At 45.3% G+C, this 20,354-nt stretch carries 11 protein-coding genes and 1 pseudogene; 10 read left to right on the forward strand and 2 right to left on the reverse strand.

What is annotated here, in order from left to right; all coding sequences use genetic code 11:
* The first annotated feature begins 1,616 nt into the window (after nt 1–1,616).
* From V512_RS08220 to V512_RS08240, 5 genes are all read left to right on the forward strand, one after another.
* Nucleotides 1,617–2,567: a LacI family DNA-binding transcriptional regulator gene (locus V512_RS08220; protein ID WP_099830009.1), complete on the forward strand. Its 951-nt coding sequence runs from the start codon at nt 1,617–1,619 to the stop codon at nt 2,565–2,567.
* 15 nt (nt 2,568–2,582) lie between these two features.
* Nucleotides 2,583–3,800, forward strand: a complete 1,218-nt coding sequence (locus V512_RS08225) for an ABC transporter substrate-binding protein (protein ID WP_099830010.1) — start codon at nt 2,583–2,585, stop codon at nt 3,798–3,800.
* A 423-nt stretch (nt 3,801–4,223) separates the two neighbouring features.
* Nucleotides 4,224–5,096, forward strand: coding sequence for a sugar ABC transporter permease (locus tag V512_RS08230; protein WP_099830045.1), 873 nt, complete (start codon nt 4,224–4,226; stop codon nt 5,094–5,096).
* The gene (locus V512_RS08235; RefSeq protein WP_099830011.1) at nt 5,093–5,911 is read left to right on the forward strand and encodes a carbohydrate ABC transporter permease; all 819 of its coding nucleotides are present in this window, start codon (nt 5,093–5,095) and stop codon (nt 5,909–5,911) included. The genes V512_RS08230 and V512_RS08235 overlap by 4 nt, the downstream gene beginning before the upstream one ends.
* Nucleotides 5,908–7,764: a beta-galactosidase gene (locus V512_RS08240; RefSeq protein WP_099830012.1), complete on the forward strand. Its 1,857-nt coding sequence runs from the start codon at nt 5,908–5,910 to the stop codon at nt 7,762–7,764. The genes V512_RS08235 and V512_RS08240 overlap by 4 nt, the downstream gene beginning before the upstream one ends.
* Nucleotides 7,765–8,265: 501 nt before the next feature.
* Here V512_RS08240 and V512_RS15025 read toward each other — a convergent pair.
* Nucleotides 8,266–9,387, reverse strand: a pseudogene (locus V512_RS15025) (DUF3578 domain-containing protein).
* A gap of 662 nt (nt 9,388–10,049) precedes the next feature.
* Between V512_RS15025 and V512_RS08260 the strand changes: the two are divergent.
* Entirely contained in the window at nt 10,050–12,242 is a 2,193-nt protein-coding gene (locus V512_RS08260) for a hypothetical protein (protein ID WP_099830016.1), read from the forward strand.
* Nucleotides 12,243–12,444: 202 nt separating this feature from the next.
* On the opposite strand, the gene V512_RS08265 is transcribed toward V512_RS08260, so the two are convergent.
* Nucleotides 12,445–13,272: a serine acetyltransferase gene (locus tag V512_RS08265; RefSeq protein ID WP_099830017.1), complete on the reverse strand. Its 828-nt coding sequence runs from the start codon at nt 13,270–13,272 to the stop codon at nt 12,445–12,447.
* Between the two features lie 730 nt (nt 13,273–14,002).
* On the opposite strand from V512_RS08265, the gene V512_RS08275 reads away from it, so the two are divergent.
* The 4 genes from V512_RS08275 (at nt 14,003) to V512_RS08290 (ending at nt 20,350) form a co-directional block, all read left to right on the forward strand.
* On the forward strand, nt 14,003–14,566 hold the full coding sequence (locus V512_RS08275; RefSeq protein ID WP_099830019.1) for a hypothetical protein: 564 nt from the start codon (nt 14,003–14,005) through the stop codon (nt 14,564–14,566).
* A gap of 38 nt (nt 14,567–14,604) precedes the next feature.
* Nucleotides 14,605–14,958 carry a VOC family protein gene (locus V512_RS08280; RefSeq protein WP_099830020.1) on the forward strand — a complete coding sequence of 118 codons (354 nt, stop codon included), beginning with the start codon at nt 14,605–14,607 and terminating at the stop codon, nt 14,956–14,958.
* A gap of 214 nt (nt 14,959–15,172) precedes the next feature.
* On the forward strand, nt 15,173–19,087 hold the full coding sequence (locus tag V512_RS08285; protein ID WP_099830021.1) for a hypothetical protein: 3,915 nt from the start codon (nt 15,173–15,175) through the stop codon (nt 19,085–19,087).
* A 252-nt stretch (nt 19,088–19,339) separates the two neighbouring features.
* Entirely contained in the window at nt 19,340–20,350 is a 1,011-nt protein-coding gene (locus V512_RS08290; protein ID WP_243392330.1) for an alpha/beta fold hydrolase, read from the forward strand.
* Nucleotides 20,351–20,354: the final 4 nt, after the last annotated feature.

Raw genomic sequence — 20,354 nt, forward strand, 5'->3', positions numbered from 1 at the left:
CAATAAACGGCCAGTGTCTACGAAGAAAGAAAGAAAGTTCGTAAACTTTGCGAGAACATGAGCGGTTTTTTCAGCTACGCGATCTCTCGTGCCGAGGCAAAACGGGTCTCGGGGTTGGGGTCTAGGGTCTGGCAAGAGCTGAAAGCGCGGGAAGAACCGTCCCTCGTACTTCGTCCAAGAGCATGGACCCGTCCTTGGAAAAGCGAAAAAAGAGCAGTTCTTAGTTCCGACGCTGTGCGTCCAGGTTCTTGGTCAGAGGGGATGTAAGAGGCCAGAGGAAAGAGGTTCGAAGAGCGAAGAGATCTTGATCTTCTTACCTCTAACCTCATTCCTGTCGCCTCTATAGAGCGCGCGCGATACGCGCGAGATGAGACCCCACAGAATCCCTGAACAGGAACCCCCAAAGGGGCATATTGGGGCAGGCTTTCAGGGCGGGCTCTACGGGATGACATGAGGGGGAAGAATTTCGGGCGAAACGAATTTGGTGCTTCTTTTCTTGCTCTTACAACAACCAAGAACCTCTCTTACTAGGAGCTCTACGAGCTCTACGGCGATGAAAGTTTTTTCTGACTTTCAGTCATTCTGGCGTGAACCTGGCCAGAATCTCGTTCTTTAAAACAGTTGCAAGAGACAAGTTGCGAGTTGAATAAGAAACGGTTATCCGTTATCGGTTCGCCGTTCTCCGACAAGAATGAAAAGATCGGTAAAGGCGTGACTAGGGTCTTGGCTTTTCACAGCGTACAACGAGTTTTCTGCTCTTAAGCGTTCAGCGGTTCTTTCCAGCGAACAGCGGGTCTTCGTTGTTGAGCGCGCAGCGGATCTATGACTCGAGATCCCGATCAGTTGCATATCGGGATGACAGCCGTTTTCTTATGTGATTCTGACATGATACCGGTCAGGATCTCGGTTCTCTCGTGAGCGCAGCGACCGTCTCTAACAGCTCTTTCTCGATGCTTCTTATTGGTCTCGCAAAGCCGAAACTGGTCTGTGCGAACAGACAGGCTTAATAATCGTCTCCTGCCGAAGGCAGCATTGCGACCTGGCGTGGTCTTTGCCAGCCTTGCGTCCGTCGATGTTCTTCGGCGCCTTGCGTCCCGCCGAATGCGGCATTGCGTCTTCTTTCACCAGTGACTGGTTCTTCTCTCTTCTCGTGAGCGCAGCGATCCTCTCGAAAGCGCTCTTTCTCGATTGACCTTTTCGGTGAACGGGTTTATGATCTGGGACGGTCAACAGAGAAGAGCATCTCACAGCGTTCAGTGACCAGAGAAGAACGTATCTTTCATAGTACAGTGTGTCGCTTCGAATAAAAGAAGTAGGTAGTATTTATGTTTCGTTGGATTCACGGCAAACGACATCTTCGCTCTCTTTTTCTCTTAAGGTCAGCTTCTCTCTGCGTATGAAACCTAGTTATGGTAACTGCGCAAGAACTTGACTCACCTCTTGCTCACCTAACCCTGCATCGTTCTTTTGCGTCTAACTGAGCATTTTGCAGATATTCGATCTAGAGTGCCCCTCTTTGGTTTTGAGGAGAGATTTCCACGTTTTTCGAGTTGGATAACAGAATGTATAATGTTAACGTTAACTGTTAACGTTAACACGATCAAGGAGGGTAAGTAGTGAAGAGAGCCACCTTACGAGAAGTAGCACAGAAGGCGGGCACATCAATGATGACTGTATCTAGAGTGATTAACTCTAGGGATTCAGTGAGCGATGAAACAAAGTCCAAAGTACTAAGTGCAATACAGGAGCTTGGGTACGAGCCTCACAAAGATGCGCGAATTCTCAGGGGTGGAAAAACTGGGAGAATCGGGATTGTGGTCTCCGATATTAGAAACCCCTTTTATTCGCAGGTAGTTGGGGACCTCGAGGACCTTGCAGAAGAGAATAACATGGCAGTCATTGTGTCGGACACGAGCAAGAGACTTGACCAGGAGAAGAAGGCATTGAAGTCTCTTCTCGATATCAAGGTTGACGCCATTGTAGTTGCTCCTGAAGGATATGAGAGTTCTCATCTTATAGATGTAATCAGTTCGGGAACTGATGTGGTGTCCTTTGGAGTTCATTTTGAGCATGATTTGATTTCCGAGGTCTCTATCGATGAGATCGCCGGTGCTGCAAAGGCGGGCTCCTATCTCAGGAGTGCCGGAATCAGTGATGTCGTGTTGATCATGGGGAATCCGAGAAAGTTCACTACTAGAGGCAGAATGGAGGGTTTTTTGAGGGGCTTTGGAGACGTACGACAAGAGAGAGTGTTGTATCTTGAAGTTGATTGGAAAGCTTCTTACGGAACAGTGAAGGAACTGCCCAAGCTTCCCGAAGCCTTTTTCTGCTACAACGACATGATGGCAATGGGTGTCATTAGGGCTATAGAGGAAAGAGGAGCTGAAGTCGGAAAAGACGTCAAAGTAATTGGATATGACGATGTGTATATGGCAGAAATAGCAGGCATAACAACTTTAAGAATTCCGATTCGCAGCATGGTGGAGGAAGCCTTCAAAACAATACTGAGTGAAGATGTTAGAAAAAGAGTTTTCACCCCGGAATTCATACTGCGCAAGAGCGCATAAATAGGAGGTGGCGAAATGAAAAGAGTCTTATTGGCTGTTCTTTTTGTTTCAATTGCTTTGGTTGGTTTGGGAGTCCAGAAACTCGTTGTTAATTCCTACATGTCAGACCCGGAACCGAAGAGGGTATTTGAGGAACTGGTAGAACAGTTTGAGTCTATGTACCCAGACTATGAAGTGACTGTCAACACATTTGCTCATGAAGACTTCAAAGTTCTCCTCAGAACGTGGCTTACTTCATCCAATCCACCAGACGTTGTAACTTGGTTTGCAGGTGAGAGAATGAGATACTTCGCCAGCAAGGATCTCCTCGAACCAATTGGTGATATCTTTGAAGATGGCTTTGAAGCAGATTTTCCAAAGGCATTTGTGAGCGCTTCCAGCTACGAAGACGAGATCTACTTTCTGCCGCAATCGTGGTACTGGTGGGGTGTGTATTATAGGAAATCTGTTTTCGAAGAACTTGGAATTACCGTACCTGTCACTTGGAAGCAATTCCTTGACGTTTGCGAGACTCTCAAGACAAACAACATGATCCCGATAACTATAGGAACAAAGTATCTCTGGACTGCAGCAGGGGTCTTTGATTATCTAAACATGAGAGTAAACGGAATCGAATACGCACTTAAGCTCACAAATGGAGAAATCCCATATACGGATGACGGAATGAAGGCGGTTTTTGCATACTGGAAACAGCTTGTAGATAATGGGTATTTCATAAAGGATGCAACGTCCTACACATGGCAGGAAGCTGCCAACTATCTTTTCACCGGTGAAGCAGGTATGTATCTGATGGGACAGTTCATAAAGGATGTTGCTCCAGCCGGCGTGAAGGAGGATCTTGACTTCTTCAGGTTCCCTGTAATTGACGGAAATATCGGCTTGTTTGAGGATACACCAATCGATGGCTTCATGATGCCAGCCAATGCCAAGAACAAAGAAGCAGGAAAGACATTCCTCAAATTTATCGCTTCGAAGGAAGCGCAAGAATACTTTGCTACAGAACTGGGAAGACTAGCTGCAAACAAGCATGTTCCTGCGCCGGACGACCATTCCAAGAAAGGCCTGGAAATGATACTTTCATCTGATGGAGTAATGCAGTTCTATGATCGAGATACCGATCCAGAGATGGCTAATGCCGGAATGAATGGCTTTGTTGAGTTCATGACCTTCCCTTCCAGACTCGACACAATCCTGAAGAATCTCGAAAACGAACGAAACAGAATCTACAAGTAAGAATTACATGAAGGGCGGTTTGTGAAGAGCCGCCCTTCATGTCCTTATTATTTACGATAAGTCAGGAAGTACGTCATCGTTCTTGAAAACTGACATGATTATTCGCATGCTGTCAGTGGCATCAGATAATGTTGTCTTGATCTGTACTTAGGGCTGGCGGACAGTGGTGCTTGTGAAAACGACTTAGCTACTGTCAAGAGATCAGAAAAGTTACTAGATCTTGACTTCAAGACATCTAGGTGTTTCTCTGAGCACTTCTCTTTGCTTAACTGCACAGTCACGCAAGCAGACAGGACTCAGTTGCGGGGGAAACATGGAAAGTAGGGTCTTGAAACAGAGAGGACACGCATTGGGAATCGTAAGTTGGATAATAGGCTTCAAGAGAAGGATATGAGCAAAGATTACCTTGGTTTGGAGGAAACAATGAAAAGCAGAAGATGGGTTCCTTGGGCTTTTTTAGCCCTTCCTCTCACAATGTATTCTATATGGGTCATTTATCCCTTGATCAGTACGCTTCTTCTCAGTTTTACCAACTGGGACGGGGTCTCAATGTCTATGGAAATAATTGGCCTGGACAACTTCAGAGAGTTGTTCAGGGACCCATATTTCATTGTTTCCCTAGTAAACAACATTAAGTGGCTGATTGGATTTGCTTTGATATGCGTACCTGCCGGGCTCGGAATTGCTATTTTGCTCGACCAAGGCTTTAGAGGAAATAAGGTGTACAAGACACTGATCTACCTCCCTATGACACTTTCGTTCGTTGTGATTGGACAAATCTGGTCCTGGATTCTCGAACCAAGAAGCGGCGTTTTGAACAGTTTTTTGGCCTTGCTCGGATTCAAAGGTGTTTCATGGTTGAGCGATCCCTCCATAGTAACTTACTCATTGATAATGGCAGCGTCTTGGAGGCAGATTTCTTATGCTATGGTTCTCTTTCTTGCCGGGCTTAAGGGTGTTCCGAAGGAACTGGTCGAAGCTGCCACGGTCGATGGCGCTGGTCCTTGGAAGAGATTCTGGAACGTCGTGCTTCCGATGCTTAAGCCTGCAACCATAGTGGCTGTCACAGTAAGCGTTATCGATTCGCTCAGAGCCTTCGATATCGTCTATGTTCTGACTCGCGGAGGGCCCTTCTATTCTTCGTCTGTCATGGCAAATTACATGTATATTAAGACATTCAACAATTACAGGATGGGCTATGGATCATCTATTGCTACTGTCCAGTTCCTTATCACCCTGGTGTTCATAGTGGTTTATATGCGGAACGTGTTGAAAAGGGAGGTCGAAAACGAATGAAGAGGACCCTTTTCTACATATTCGCCACCCTCCTCGTTCTTGTCTGGCTAATGCCTTTTGTCATAACTGCTTTTACTTCATTGAAGAGCATGGATGAACTCATGTTAGGAAGAAGATGGTGGGAACCGCCAAAAGAAGTTCGGCTTGAGAACTATGCAACTGCCTGGAATGACGCGAATATGGGTAGGTATTTCCTGAATACATTCATAATTACCGTGCCTTCAGTTCTTGGCGCTCTATTCCTTTCTAGTCTGGGCGCATTCGCGCTGGCATGGTACGATTTCAAGCTTTCCAAAACTATCTTGATGATCTTTGTCGGCGGTATGTTGATTCCTTTTCAGATGCTTTTGATACCCGTGTATCGTATGTCGATGTCTTTCGGAATCTACGATAGCTATATCGGTGTAATTCTCTTTCATATTGCGTTTCAGCTTGGGTTCTGCACGTTCTTCCTGAGAAACTTCATGAAGACAATACCTGAAAGCATATTCGACGCCGCGATGATTGACGGAGCGGGTCACTTCTTGATCTACAGAAGAATTGTCTTGCCTCTCGTGGTACCTGCTATGGCAGCTCTGGGAATTCTCGAGTTTACATGGATCTGGAACGATTATCTTTGGTCTCTGATACTTATACAAAGTGATAGATTTAAGCCTGTAACCTTGGGTCTTGTCAATCTTCAAGGTCAGTGGGTTACGAGCTGGAATGTGATGGCTGCAGGGTCTATAATTGCAGCAGTTGTTCCTCTGGTAGTTTTTCTTCTTTTCCAGAGGTACTTCATAGAAGGACTTACAGTTGGGAGTGTTAAAGGATGAAATGGTTTGGAGCGGCTTATTATCCAGAGCACTGGCCTCGCGAGCGCTGGAAAGAAGATGTAAAAGTGATGAGGGAAATGGGAATGAACGTGGTACGTATAGGAGAGTTCTCCTGGAGCATAATCGAAAGGGAACGAGGCAAAATAGACTTTTCTGTCCTTGACGAAGTTATTGATCTTCTCGATTCAGAAGGGATAAAAGTTATAATGGGGACTCCCACCTGCACGCCTCCACCCTGGCTGATAAAGGAGTTTCCCGAGATACTTCAGAGGGATGTCAACGGATTGTTGATCGCAAGCGGCAGTCGCAGGCATTACTGTTTCAACTCGACCATCTATCGCAAGGAAACGGCAAGGATTGTTGAGGCTTTTGCAGACCACTTTGGTAGAGACCCCAGGATAGTCGCATGGCAAATCGATAACGAATACGGATGTCATAATTCCACGGTCTGCTACTGCGAGAACTGTGCCACTTCATTCAGACATTGGCTTAAGAGAAAGTATGGTTCCATCGAGAACCTCAACAGAGCCTGGGGGACAGTCTTCTGGAGTCAGACATTCAATAAATGGGAAGAGATAGACCCGCCCAGAAGAACCCTTACATCTCCAAATCCTTCGTTGGTACTAGATTATAGGAGGTTTTCTTCTGACTCTGCGATTAATTACCATAATCTGCAGAGAGAGATCATTGAGCCAAAGAGCGAGGCTCCAATAACTCACAATCTTATGGTCAATTTCACAGAGATCGACTATAAGAAGCTTTCAGATTCCATCGACTTCGTATCTTGGGACAATTACATAGCGGAGGATTATGATCCGGATCTCCAGGCGCTTAACCATGACCTAATGCGTTCTCTCAAGAAGAAGCCTTTTCTCGTAATGGAGCAGCAACCCGGAAGGGTAAATTGGCGTTCCGTGAACACTTGGCACAGTGCTGATCAGCTTTCTTTTTGGGTGAAGCAGTCTTTCGCCCATGGAGCATTTGGTTCACTGATTTTCAGGTTCAGGCAATTGCCGTTCGGTTCGGAGCAGTTTCACACAGGCCTAATCGACTATGACGGCGATCCAACTGAACGCGCAAAAGCCTTTTCAGAAGTAATAGCCGGACTGGCAGACTGGAGCGTGGTCGTTCCGCAGAGAGAAGCGGCTGTTTACATTGATTATGAGAATTTCTGGATAAACGAGACAGACAATCTTAACAATAGATTTGATCTCTTGCTCGATGCGATTTTGCCAGTTTACAAGGCAATCAGGAGTCTCGGTTACAACGTTGATTTCGTTTTTCCAGGTGACTCTTTGGACGGGTATTCATTTGCTTTCGTTCCTTCGAGTTTCAAGCTTGAAAGCAGTTTTGTCGACCAGCTGAAGATATTCAAGGGGAGAGTCTTCTTCACTGCTATGAGTGACCAAAAAGATTGTCACAACTTCATAAAGAAAAGCAAAGACAGCTTTCTTAACGAACTTATTGGTATAAGGGTCATTGATGCAGGTGGTATAGAAGAGACTGTGAGCATATCTTTCGCTGGCCAGATTTTCTCCTGCTCTTATGTTGCTGAAAGAATCCTCCCTGCGGATGACTGCGAGATACTGGGAGTTTACTTGGACGGCCCATATAAGGGCAGTTCAGCCCTAATAAAGCGTGAAAACAAGTACTACTTAAGCTCTATCCCGGACACCGAGTTTCTTGAAAGACTGCTTGTCGAAGCAGGGGTAGAGAAGAGAGTGGAGCAATCGGGGAGGATCATTAAGGATGGATCGCAGACAATTCTTTTGAATCCCTTTTCGCACGTTACAATGATAAAACTAAACGGGAAGGAGCATATCCTCAGGGAACACGAGGTCAGGAAACTCTGATCATTATAAAACACGCTCTCAAAGATTAAGTGATAAGCAATCCTTTCAAGTGACAACTTGGGACCAGATTGTTTTCGTGCTTCTCAGGTATTATCGTTAAGAAGGAGGTAAAATCGGCGGTAGAGGACGATGGCACTCTCACCGTTCACCTGAACTTAGTCGAAGGGCTGCGAGAAAACGGTTTCGATGTAATCACCAGCGCGGGCGAGCCTGAAGAGAACAAGATCGGCAGCAACTGCGGCCTCTTTATTCGCAGACCTCTTCAGGGCTCAAAGGGTAACCCTGAGATATATTCTTCAGTTAAGTCCAACACCAATTCACAGAAATCGTGAATCCCTTAGCATTAACGGGAATACAGCACTTCTGCTAGCAACGCTATTATGACGTTTGGCTGGTCTGAATCTCGATCTCTGATGCAAATGATTTTTGCCAGTCCTCCGATCTTTGACTGCAGCGAAGAAGCTAACGGTATGCCAGAAAAGCGCACCCCCTGAAACTCAGTTACTCTTTCTTACTTCCGATGCTTTTGAAAGCTTGCTTGATATGATAGCAAAAACCCTTCTTCTCAGGTGTTGAGTGGTATCTTGCAACGTGAGAACTTAACAGCGCGGAAAGTGAGTCAATGCTTCTTGAGAGTTTTTCGATTCTCTGCTCCATCTCTTCAAGTTTCTTTGAGTCCAATTCGTCACCCTCTCTTATTGTTTCAATTGCTTCTTTAAGAGATAGTCCTTTGCTGTGAATCGCATCGAGCCTTGAGACTAACTCAGGACTTTCAAGCGGAAAGTGTTTTTCGCCCTCAATAGTCTTGGATAAGCAGATACCTGATTTCTCCAATTTATCCAGGTACTCTTCCGTTCTGTCAACAGGCAACCCGGATCTTTCGCTCACCTTCTGGAGAGTCAAGAAGTTGATGTCAGCAGGATGACCTTCATTGCCTATTCCTTCCTTGATAGACTCATCTTCACTTCTCTTCACATCGGCCATATTGGCATCATTAGATGCTTGTGAAGCGCTCTCGTGCTCGAAGATAATCTTCTTGATCCGCTCCTCCGGGAATTCAGTGCCGATTACTCCTTTGAGTCTCTCGTAGAGAGCAATCATTCCCAGCAAGTCTGTCTTAAGTGTTTCATCTCCTGGTACCATTCCCTTCTCATACTTCTTTCCGTAAATGTGACCCAACTCGTAAGCGACTCCCAGTTCTCAATCTGTTCCCAGGGTTATGCTATCGTAGTCGAAGCTCTCTTCCTGCCCCAGCACTTTTCTATAGGCTTCCGCCGCTATAGAAATCTTTTGCTTTGACTCTGCGCCGAACGTTTCCTTAAAGAATAACCAGCCTTGATTCAGCGAGAGATAGACGGCCGACATGTCTGCAGTAAAAATGTACATCACGAAATAACCCTCTGTAGGAGATTCTGTTATGTCTTTGTCGAAAACACCTATCCAGGGAATCTCTGCCCACTGCCCCTGTCCGGGGGACGCAGATACCTTGAACCTATCAGGATACTCCGAGTCCACCATTTCCTGAACCATGGCGCTAACATCACTTCTCAGAAAGTGTGCAAGCTTGTTCTGTGCAAACTCTTTGTGCTTTTCGATGAGATACTTATTGAGGATTCGGTTGATAGCTTCCCGCGTAAGCCCTCCTTACGATAACTGCCCACGCATGGAACAATAACGTTTGAAGAGACTATCCGGCTAACTAGAGCCTACACCACAACTGTTCCGATTCCTAATGAAAATTGGACTCCCTAGAACAACCTCCCTATGGGAGTAAACGCTTTCCTTTGTTCCCCCCCTAATAGTGTCCTAACTACAAGGGTAGGTAATTCCGGGGGAAGTTGCAATGGCTCTTGCATTAACAGGGAATTTTCCCTGCAATTGCAGGGAATCACTCTCTGCAATTACCGGTACTTATATTCTGCAGCAAACAAATTCCAAAGAGCTTGAGAGGCGGAGCAATCATCCGAGGGCTGAAGATCAATATCCAATGGATTAAAAAGAAGTGTTCCCTCGAAAAAGAGATTCGTGAGACCTCTGGAGGAAGCTTCCTCCCAATATGAGCATAAGAACTACTGTTCACTTCAGTGATCTCTAGTCGGTAGAAAAGCGCTTTCCTATTTAAGGATAGACTCTGCTTAACTGAGAAGGTTGATTTAGCAGGGCTGGGGTAGATCAATTAATCCAGCGATTTGTTTTTTTTCACATTTCTTCATCTCTTTGCATAACGCTGGAAAACGAACGATGATTAATTTATTGTGTTCTACTACACATGCTAGAGGTGGTATATGGATAGAGAGACAGTAAAGGTGACCCTCCTGGCGGAGGCACTGGAGATGAGCAGGAATTCCTATATTGAATATCGTACTCTCGAAGGGCTTGAGTCGTTCTTTGAAAGAAGCACAGCAATCGAGCTTGCGAAGGGACTTAAGGATGGATTCTTTCTGGACATGCCCCTGGAAAAGATAATGAGCAACGGATTCTTCAGGGGTTATCTTGCCGGTCTTATGCTTTCAGACAAGACTACTTCACATGTTGTCAAGGAGCAGATAGCCGACATCCTTCTCGAAGATCTTCTTCGCACCCTGAATGAGGCAGAGGAAACTTCACCCGGTCAAGAAGAGAATTATCAGTCAACAAGAGACTTGAAGAAGAGATTCTTTTCCCTATTCGAAGAGAAAGACCGCGAAGAATCTAGAGGACTTGTAAGAGAGAATCTCTCGCTTTTCAGACATTTCGTGAATAGTGAGCATTATATTCCTATTTACCTTTGGGGTAATGAATTGACGACTTTCATTTGCGAAAACTTAGATGCTGAGCAGTTCGAGGGCTCCTTAAAGGAAGACCTGAGAAAGATTGTTCCTTCTGTACTGGCATCATACTCGATGCCCGATACTATGGGTTCGTCAGTAGGACTTAGATTACCGTCTGTTGAGAGTTATTTGAGCTCGCAGTTCCCGATTCTGGCTATGATAAGGAATCGAAAACTGAATCTGGATCAGGTGACTGAGTTCATCAAGAGCCTGTCTCACATTATGTTTGGGGATATCTTGTTGGCGCCGGTTAGCATGGCAGCAGGTGGAAAGACTGAAGAAAAAGCAAGGGCGAAACTGATTATCAATAAGATGTTCGCTTCGATGAGTGATTCTGAACTCGGTATTATGTTGAATTCCTCCAGCTACGAGTCGAGAGACGGTTTTCTTTACGAAGTTGTCGTGTGCAATGATTTCAGCAAACTTTTCGATAGACTGAAGAACATTTGGAAAGGGATAGAAAAGAAGGCTTCCCTGTTCTCCAATATGGCTATTGCAAGCGCTCTCCTGGACAAGGATGAGGCTACTGATTGTGTGGGAGAGTATGTCGCATATCTGAAGACGCTGGAGCCAACAATCCCAGTTGTACGATCGGGACTCTTGTTATGCATGAAATACGACTTTGAAGACGAGGAGCTCTTCAGCAAGAAGTTTTCTGAGATAACAGATGAGAAACCAGATCCGCCTTTGATCCTATCTCTTCTTCGGGATTCTTTCGGTGATCTTGATGTGATCTATAAACATATGGCAGACGAGTATTCTCATAGAACGGCGATTGATGGTGTAATTTCGAACTTGAAATCGATTAAGGAACCTAATTTCATTTCGTTCGAGAAGACCGGCAGTCTTGAGTATTCAAGAGTGCCAATGTATACGCTGATAAACTCAGCGATAAGTCAGAACGATATCGATCATGCATTCGATACCATGGTAGCTTACTGCAAGAAGTACCGGTTCAACTTCGAGTTCATGAATACACTTCTCTTCCTTTCCACAAGAGAAAATGACGAACTGAAGAAGCTCCTTCACGTTGTGGGCGAGCTCGCTTTGAACGTCCTTCACGATATCGTTGAAAAGGATAAGTGGGCATCACTTATAGAGAACGAAGAGAGTCCATCCAACACCGAACTCCTGCAAGTCATCGAACATTATGTGGATAGCTTGATCGACCGGAAGGATTACGGGGAAGCACTGAGGGTTATCGAAGAAGTCTTCCCCCTTGTCGGCCCGGATGATTACGACTACCTCTTGGCGAGCAAATTACTTGTGTGCTGGAGAATGAAAATGTTCGATGAATTAGCCAAAACAATGGAGTTTAAGAACCACAGTGGCCATCCGAAGGCTCTTGCAGTATTGGCGCTGAAGAACTATGCCTACAGGGAGCTAGACATAGCGGAACAGATTCTTCTGAACATTCTTCGCCACTGCCCTGACTTTATCAAGTATCTTCTGGAGGAAGAAGGAAACGATAAGAAGGACTTCGAGAAAGCAGAAAGAGGCAACCTCACTAGTCAGAAAAGAGTCGATTCGCTGACTCTTGCAGAAGAGTTCAGAGGGGACTGGCTCAACCTGAGGGGAGGAAAGGAATGGCTTAAAAAAGTGCAGAAGGTTTTTGATGAAGTGAGGAGTAGTAATACGCCGAGGAACCTTGACTCTTCTAGCTGCTAATGACTTAAAACAATGGAGTTCCCGAAAGTGCCATCCAAAAAGAGGGAAGCGATGAGCAAATCTCATTGCCCGTCGCAGCTGAACCTGCCTCAGCTGAAAGCGAGACTGGCCTTTGCGAAGTAAAGACTGGCCACCGAAGGTGACTGGCTTGTCATTATTGTCACGTTAACACAAGCGAATAATGGAGTCCTCAGAAGAGGCATCATGGATTGCTGTAGATCTTTTCTCCCGGCTTCAGCGAATGAACTAGCCAGACATTTCCTCCTATCACGCAGTTGTCTCCGACTACGGTATTCCCTCCAAGGACCGTAGCTCCTGCGTATATGACGACGTGATTACCAATATCGGGATGGCGTTTTATCCCTTTGATCGGATTGCCGTTTTCGTCGAGTTCGAAGCTCTTGGCCCCAAGCGTGACTCCTTGATAAATCTTGACATGGTGTCCTATCGTGCAGGTTTCTCCTATTACAACACCGGTGCCGTGATCTATGAAGAAGTGCGTCCCTATTGTCGCACCGGGATGAATATCTATTCCAGTCTTCTGATGAGCATATTCTGTCATTATTCTGGGAATCAGCGGGACCTCAAGCTTGTAAAGAATGTGGGCAAGCCTGTACGTGCTTATCGCCTCGTAGGCCGGATAAGCAATCATGATTTCTTCAATCGACTGAGCCGCAGGATCTCCTTCGAACGCGGCTCTCACGTCTTTAACAAGAGCCACAGCAATCGATGGTAACTCAGCCAGAAATTCCTTGACAACTCTCTCTGCTCCTTTTTCTCCCAGTTCAGGCCGAATCTCCATAATCATTTCCCCTAGAATATTCAAAGCCTCCGATAGTATCTCTTGGCCGTCAACGATTTGCGTATGTGAAAGCTGCGGACAGAAGGTTTTTCTAACAAGATGAATTAGCTCTATCGTCTTAAGCTTAATATGCCCAAGCGAGTACGACTTCGATGAGCAATGAGTCTTGGCAATTTCCTCGTATACTCCACTTATTCTGAGTGATATCTCACTAAAATCACTATTCACGTAGACTGTCTCCCTTCAGGTTCGGTTACTGAGTCTCTTCCGTTCAAGTATAGTCGAATCAAGCCAAGATATCATTGCCCTATTTGAAAGCGCTGTCGTCGGCTGTCTTCTCAAACTTGTCACTGGTTAACGGGAGGCTAGAGATTAGTCTGCATGTTTTTTCTTCTTTACAAGATTGTTAGAAGATGAGTTTGCATGAGCCTTTTGCTCGCGCTGTCAATTGGGTAGGATGAAAGTGGGGATGCGATGTATTTTGCCTTCTTTAGATCCTTCGACCTTCTTATCAGTCATTTCCAATCCTTCAAGGGGGTTTTTACGTGAAAAAGAATAGACGCAGAGCGGAAATACTCATGGCATTACTGAACAGGTTCTGACTGTATCTCTCTAGTAAAAAGAGGCCGATTGTTCGAGAAAGAGTGAAGCTGCTCATCAAGCGTAGACAATTGATCATCTGAAGGACCCTTGTAGTGACTCATACTTCTATGACGAACGAAGCGTTCTTCGCATGAGAATAATTCTATAGAGACTATGAAGGAGATTTGTGGATCGTTATTCCACGAAATTCCTGCCTTCTGTGGAGTCATACTCCGCGAACTCTTAGCGCAGCGGTTGTCCTGTAAATCCTTCGCTTTTGTGTGGCGGTTGACTTATAATCTTTCATCGCAATCATTCGGCAAACGGCGCCAGGTTGTTTGGTGAGCATGAATATCGGCTCAGGGAGATGGAGTTCTTGAACAAAACCAGTCTAGAAAGGGTGAAAGTCGAAACAAGTGAGCTGGATAGGCGTGTGAAAAACTACTCTGAGAGAGCCGATGACGGCACCGTAAATGTCAAGGTGGAAGACAAATCATTTGGAAAGCATGATGCTGAAAAGCTTATCGAATTACTTGAAGAGAGGACCAGGTACCTTCCATTGAGAAGAGGCTTAAGTGTTTCAATCGAAGGAACTGAATCAGAGATGAAAGAGTTTTTTCCGAGGGTCAGAGATTCTCTTGTTCCGCTAGTCTACTACATTGATCTTGATCTGAAAAGACTGGCAAGATTAAGTGTCATTCTTATTGTAGTCGGCATGCTGGCCATGGGCATTGCTTCGATTCTTACGGAATTATCATTTAACGCGTACGCTCTTCACGAAATTCTGGTCATTGCGAGTTGGGTTTTCATCTGGGCTGCCGTTGAAACCTTCTTCTTCGAAAGAAGAAAGTTGAAGAACAGAAAACACCATTTTCAACGGATCTACTCAGCAGAGTTTACAACGGCTAATCAAAGGGGAAGTACCGCAACTCTAGATTAGCTTCAGCAGTAATACGTTATCGCTAGGAGGCGAATTCAGTGGCTAAGAAAATGCCAGTTGTTTACTGGGAAATCAACGCACTAGATGGGGAGTCACTTTCGGAATTCTATGAGGAAGTTTTCGAATGGGAAACAGAAGTTAGCGATACGAAATTCCATTCATTCAAGAGCGGAGACCCTAAAGGAATAAACGGAGGCATATTCACGGGCAAAGGGACTCTTCCGACTCACAGGGCTCTATATATCGAAGTCGAGGATATGGATGAGATCATTGAAAGAGTCAAAAATCAGGGACAGGAAATACTCCAGGGGCCGTTCGAATCTGGGAATAATATCCTTGCATTCTTTACAGATCCAGAAGGCCATATGATCGGCCTGATACAGAGGAAGTAGGGGAAAGCACGATAGTTGCTGCGACACCGGCTTGTATAATATTTGTTTTGCTCGTTTTCTTTAAAGATTTTAGTACAAGAATTGAGCCTGTAGAGGTAGAGACAGATCACTTAAGGCCGCCGTCATTGCGAAGCCGTCGATGATAATCGAGAATAAGTATATTGAGGGGATCTGAATAATGGAGTCTGTTGTCCCCTAAAATAGGAGGAAAGCCATGAAAACGTGTCTTATCTTTCTCTTGCTGTTTTTCTTCTCTGTTCTCAGCTTTGCTAACTCAGTCTATTCTGCGGAGCTGCAAAGCAATTCTCTTGCCGAGCTAAACAAGGCGTACAACATGGCGATAGATAATCTTGCAAAAAAAGCAGGGATACTGGCATCCGGAGCAGATCACTTCGTGTCTGCTCTCTATTCAAACGACCCCCTATTGCTCCGCTTCAGGGAAGAAGTCGCAGTATCTACTACGAACATAAACGATGCAAGAAGCAAGGGTGTTTCCGATGAAGAGATGTCCAGTCTCTTACTGGCTTATCAGCAGGCGAAGCTGAGAGAGAACAAGCAGCTTATGGCTATTGCCGAGTCTTCGCTGTACAGCTCCATGGACTATGCTCTGGCAGAAGGCTTAAAGGGCTCTATTGAAACTGCTCATAAAGTGATTTCAGACTTTCTTGCCAACTGGAAGACAATCCTAGAGCCTATATTGAAAGGCGATTTCAAGGGAGTATTCAAGAATGCAATTCTGCAGCTTATCGACTCAACATACAAGATTACTTTCATAGACTACGTGAAAAGCAGTTGCGGCGCCACAGACAAGATCGCAACTTTCTGGTGGAAGTCTTACTTCGTCGATCCGTTTTCAATTTCCGAAGAAAAGAAGTTCATGGATGAAATCCTGACAAGTGCTTCGGACGAGCTCAAAGAAAAGCTGAAGGAGAAGCTGACGGAAAGGGTGAAGCTTGAGATTCTTAAGAAGGGAGAGGCTTTAACCGAAGAAGCTATTGAGGGAATGGTGAAGGAGAAGGCCGAAGGTATTCTAAAGAATATTGTTGAAACGCCTTCTCTTGTTGTCGAGCTCTTCACAAAGTACTACAATGTCGTCTACTTCCAGCTGATGTTTAACAGGCTGGCAGTAAACGAGGTTGCTTTTCTAAAGGAAATCAGAAGAGTTGTCGGTAACGACAGTTCAGAGATAGATAAGTGCTACTTCGACAAAGCTTACTTCCTGGCAACACGCCGAGCAAAGAATGCAGGCAAGACAGACCCAGTTACCGAAAAAATGAAAGATTCGAAGATTGAGGAAAGCGATGGAAAAACCCTTCCGAACGAGGTTCTCAATAAGGTTCCAGAAGTTGTGGAGAAAGAGGATCCGTTCATAGAGCTGACCGTTGTTCAAACAATCGAGGCCGAAATTATCGAGATGGCCTCTCGATTTACGGCTGATAGTATTCCCTCTCCCGATCATTCCACTGCTGTGATTGAAGAGTTGTTCTACAGATTGAATAGGGATGAAATTACTCTTTTGCTTTTCAATCAGGAGATTCACAGTGTTGCAGCTCAGTACGCAGCCGCTTCTGCGAGATCTGGTGCAAACCTGAAGGCAGAATTGGATTCGCAGAGAGAGAAAGGCCAAATAAGCGAGAGTGAATACATTGACCGAAACAAGGAAATCGAAAGAGAGGCTTCAAAGCAAAATGAGAAGTTGAGTTCGACTATTGCAGGCTTTCGTGAGGAGATCGAGAATGCAAGGTTCAAATTCAGAGAAGAGTTCTACACTCTTTTCCACACAGTTGATTTAAAGGAAGAGATTATCAAGATAAACTCCGAGATGACCGATGAGATCAGAGGGTTTCTCCAGGTTTATTTGCAAAAGACCAGCATCCATCTTGGAAACACATATTTCCCAAGTTTCAATGACTTGATCAAGGCTTTCAGTAATCAAGAAAATGGATTTGGGAATGATTTCTTGAAGAGACTTCGCTCCGATTCGCCCGAGATTGTCCTTCTTGAAAGCGGTTGGATTCTTGAAGGTCTTTACGCGATTTGGACAAAAGAAAGAGAACTCACAAATGACCTTCTAGACAGAGCAATTGAAATAGACACGGAGCTTGATAATTTGTTCATCAGTGTGCCGAAGTTTCACTATTCAGACGGCTCTGGACTCCATGAGTTTTCTCGGGAAGTCAGTGCTTTCGATTCTTACAGAATCGCCCTTTTGAACAGGAATCAGTCTCTTCAAGAAAATGGCTCCTCCCTTTCTGAGTGGAGCTATCTCCTGGATGAAAAGAATAGCAAGACTTACAAATATCTTGAGGCTTATCTCGTACTTCAGCGCGAAAAGCTGGAGATTTTCAAGATTCTATCAGCTATGGTGAGAAGAGATTTCATTGAGCTTGAAGAGAACTACCTTGAAAAATGGACCGAGAGAATACAGAGCATGGTTCAGACAATTGCCGACCTGTGGTCCGAAGAGATCACGGCTGACCTGGCTCAAAACAAACTGAGAGAAGCTGCGGCAATTACAGATTCCGTCGATGAGTTGTATGCTTACTGGGTCGAGCTTAGGGACGAGCTATTCCTCCTGAAGAGAGAGATGGAGTATATACAACGCCACGGAGTTCCTTCACTGGACATCCCTAATGAGAGCTCGGAAGGCGAACTCTTGAGAAACCTGATCTCCAGAAATGAAGAACTCAAGCTCGTCGCGAGCCTCAGAATTTCAGATTTTGAGTCGGCCGATCTAGAAGACGCAAGATATGATCTGAAATCGAGAGTGGAAGCTTTCACCGAGATGATTCTCGATTTTGAAGCCAATCCGAATAGTACGATTGCAGGCAGTCCAGCTTACAGCATACGTTACTCGATACAGAACGCCTCAATTCAGAAGTCAGGAATCGCCTTCCCTCTCACTCTAGATGACCCTCTTGTAATTGGCCTTGCAGCAGGGGATCTCAATAGCTCCTTGGGACTCTGCGAAGAATTCATGGATTTCCTGGAAATGGTTGAAAAAAGAAAAGCAGCTTCTGAAGCAGCTGAGGAGTACCTCAATCAACGTTTAGATAGTATTGAAGCATCTCTGGCAAAAGTCGAAAGTGAAGGCAATTTTGTAACTGCGGAGGGAAAGAAAGAACTAATCGACTCCCTTGACAAGGCCGTCGAGGAGGCAACAGAGGTCTTCAGAAGCTATGGTTTCATGTACACGAGATGGTCAAATCAAAGAGAGCTTCAGCTGAGAGACAGAGTCGATAACCTTGTTATAAAAAATCAAAGCGACTCAGCTCACCTTGGAGGACCTGCTGAGGTATTTGAAGTTGTGGAAAGACCGACTGACATGATAAGAGGAGAGTTGATCTGGCTTGATGTGACATCGAATGGCTATCCCTCTCAAAGGTTTAGACTGTCCGCCGATAGAAATAGGCTAATGATAGAGATGAGGCCGGGTAGTGATCCTTCTACGAGATTCAGGATACTCGATCTTTCGACAGGTGAATTCGAGATCTTTCCTCTTCCGGCTGAGGCATTGGAGATTGTTTCAACTGAACGGTATAGATTCGACTGGGACTCGGATGGAAGACTCTTGATTTTTTCTTATGCTGGAAATGTCATCGTCATTGGTGCTTCGGGAGACTTTGAGGAGTTTTCTTACAACGCGATCGAAGGAACGGAGTTCTTCGATCATGATTACTCCGGAAGGTATGGACTGTTTCGCGAACCGAGAGGGCAATTGTATGTGCTCGACAACGAGGTACAATCCAGAATGCTGATCGGAATAACATACTCGACTTATACTCTGCAATGGCTTCAAGGAGAGGGGACGGTTTTCTTTGTGGATGAGAATAATGAAATAGAATTATTCAGCACATCGAACGAAACTGCCTCTAAGCCGGGAACTGTCTTTACCGCTTCTTCTTGCGCGGTCCTCCCCGGTGGCGAATGGCTCGTTTATGGAGATGCCTTCGAATTGAAGGCAATGAGACTGGATGGATCAGAAACAATCCGGTTGCTTGAAGTTTCTGAATCGAGTGAAATTCTTATCGCAGGGACGTTTCCTTTACGAGGAAATTCTTTCCTTCTCTTGTGGATGAAGCACGGAGAAGAATTCGACTACGCCGTTCAAGTTTGCAGCACATACTGATTGCCAAGGTTACGAGAATGCTCTTGATGCCTCAGGATTTTTCGCAATCTATTCTTGCCAAGAGATTCATTTGCATTAGAAGGAAATGCGGACGTGGTAAATGAAATAACTCTGCCTTAGTAAAGCATGAGAGCCACGACAACTGGACTATAGAGTGGCAGCTGCTCAAATAACCTGAAAGAAAGATATTTGTCTTATCGTCTTTTTTCTGGGGGTGTATACTGAAATTGAAACCAAATCCTTATGTGAGGGGTGACTGTATTGAAAGTTACGAGGAGAGCTTCTCTGGCCGTAGTTCTGGTCTTGCTTCTTGGCACCATGCTTCTGGCGGCCGGAACCGAGTACACTGTTGTAAAGGGAGACACTCTATGGGAGATTGCAGAGGCCTATGATGTCGACTGGAAGGAAATCGCCGAGCTCAACGGAATCACTGATGAGTTTGCACTGCAGGTGGGAACGGTATTGAAGATTCCTGCGGCGTATACGGAAATATCGGTCATGATTCCCAATATCGATCATGATATTCCCGCCGTTATCTGCATCCCTGAAGGCGATGGACCATTTCCTATAGTCGTCATGCTTCATGGAACCGGCTCTGACAAGAGCGAAGCCGGCGGAGGCTACCTACTTGCAGCTCCTGCTCTGGCAGAGGCAGGTATTGCCAGTGTCCGCTTCGACTTCATTGGAAACGGCGAGAGTACCGCAGACTATATCGACTACAACTTCACATCGGCTGTGGACGATACAAACATCGCCTTCGCTTACGCAGCAAGTCTTCCGAGAATAGACGGCCATCGAGCAGGAATAATGGGTTGGAGCCAGGGAGGAACAATCGCTTTGCTCGCTGCAGGACAGAATCCGGCTTACAAATCGGTGCTTTGCTGGGCAGGTGCTCCGGACCTATCAGGAGTTGGAAGCTTGGAGGCATATGAGATAGCAAAGCAAAATGGTTACTATGAACTCACTTTTGAATGGAGAACTCCTCTTAAACTCGGGCTTCAGTGGTTCGATGAAGTTTATGGCACTGACGTGTTACAGGTCTTCTCTAACTCCACAGCGCCAGTACTAGCAATCAATGGTGCTCTAGATACAGTAGTTGATCCTGTAAATGCTCAGAGAATTGTCGATGCATCAAGAAGCAATGAGTCAGAAGTTCTTCTTATAGAAGGCGCGGACCATACGTTCAACATTTTCACGGGGGACACGACAGCCTTTGATCAGTTGATCGGGGCCACCGTAGATTGGTTCGTCAAAACACTTTAGAGAT

This window comes from Mesotoga sp. Brook.08.105.5.1, assembly GCF_002752635.1.
Lineage (GTDB): Bacteria > Thermotogota > Thermotogae > Petrotogales > Kosmotogaceae > Mesotoga.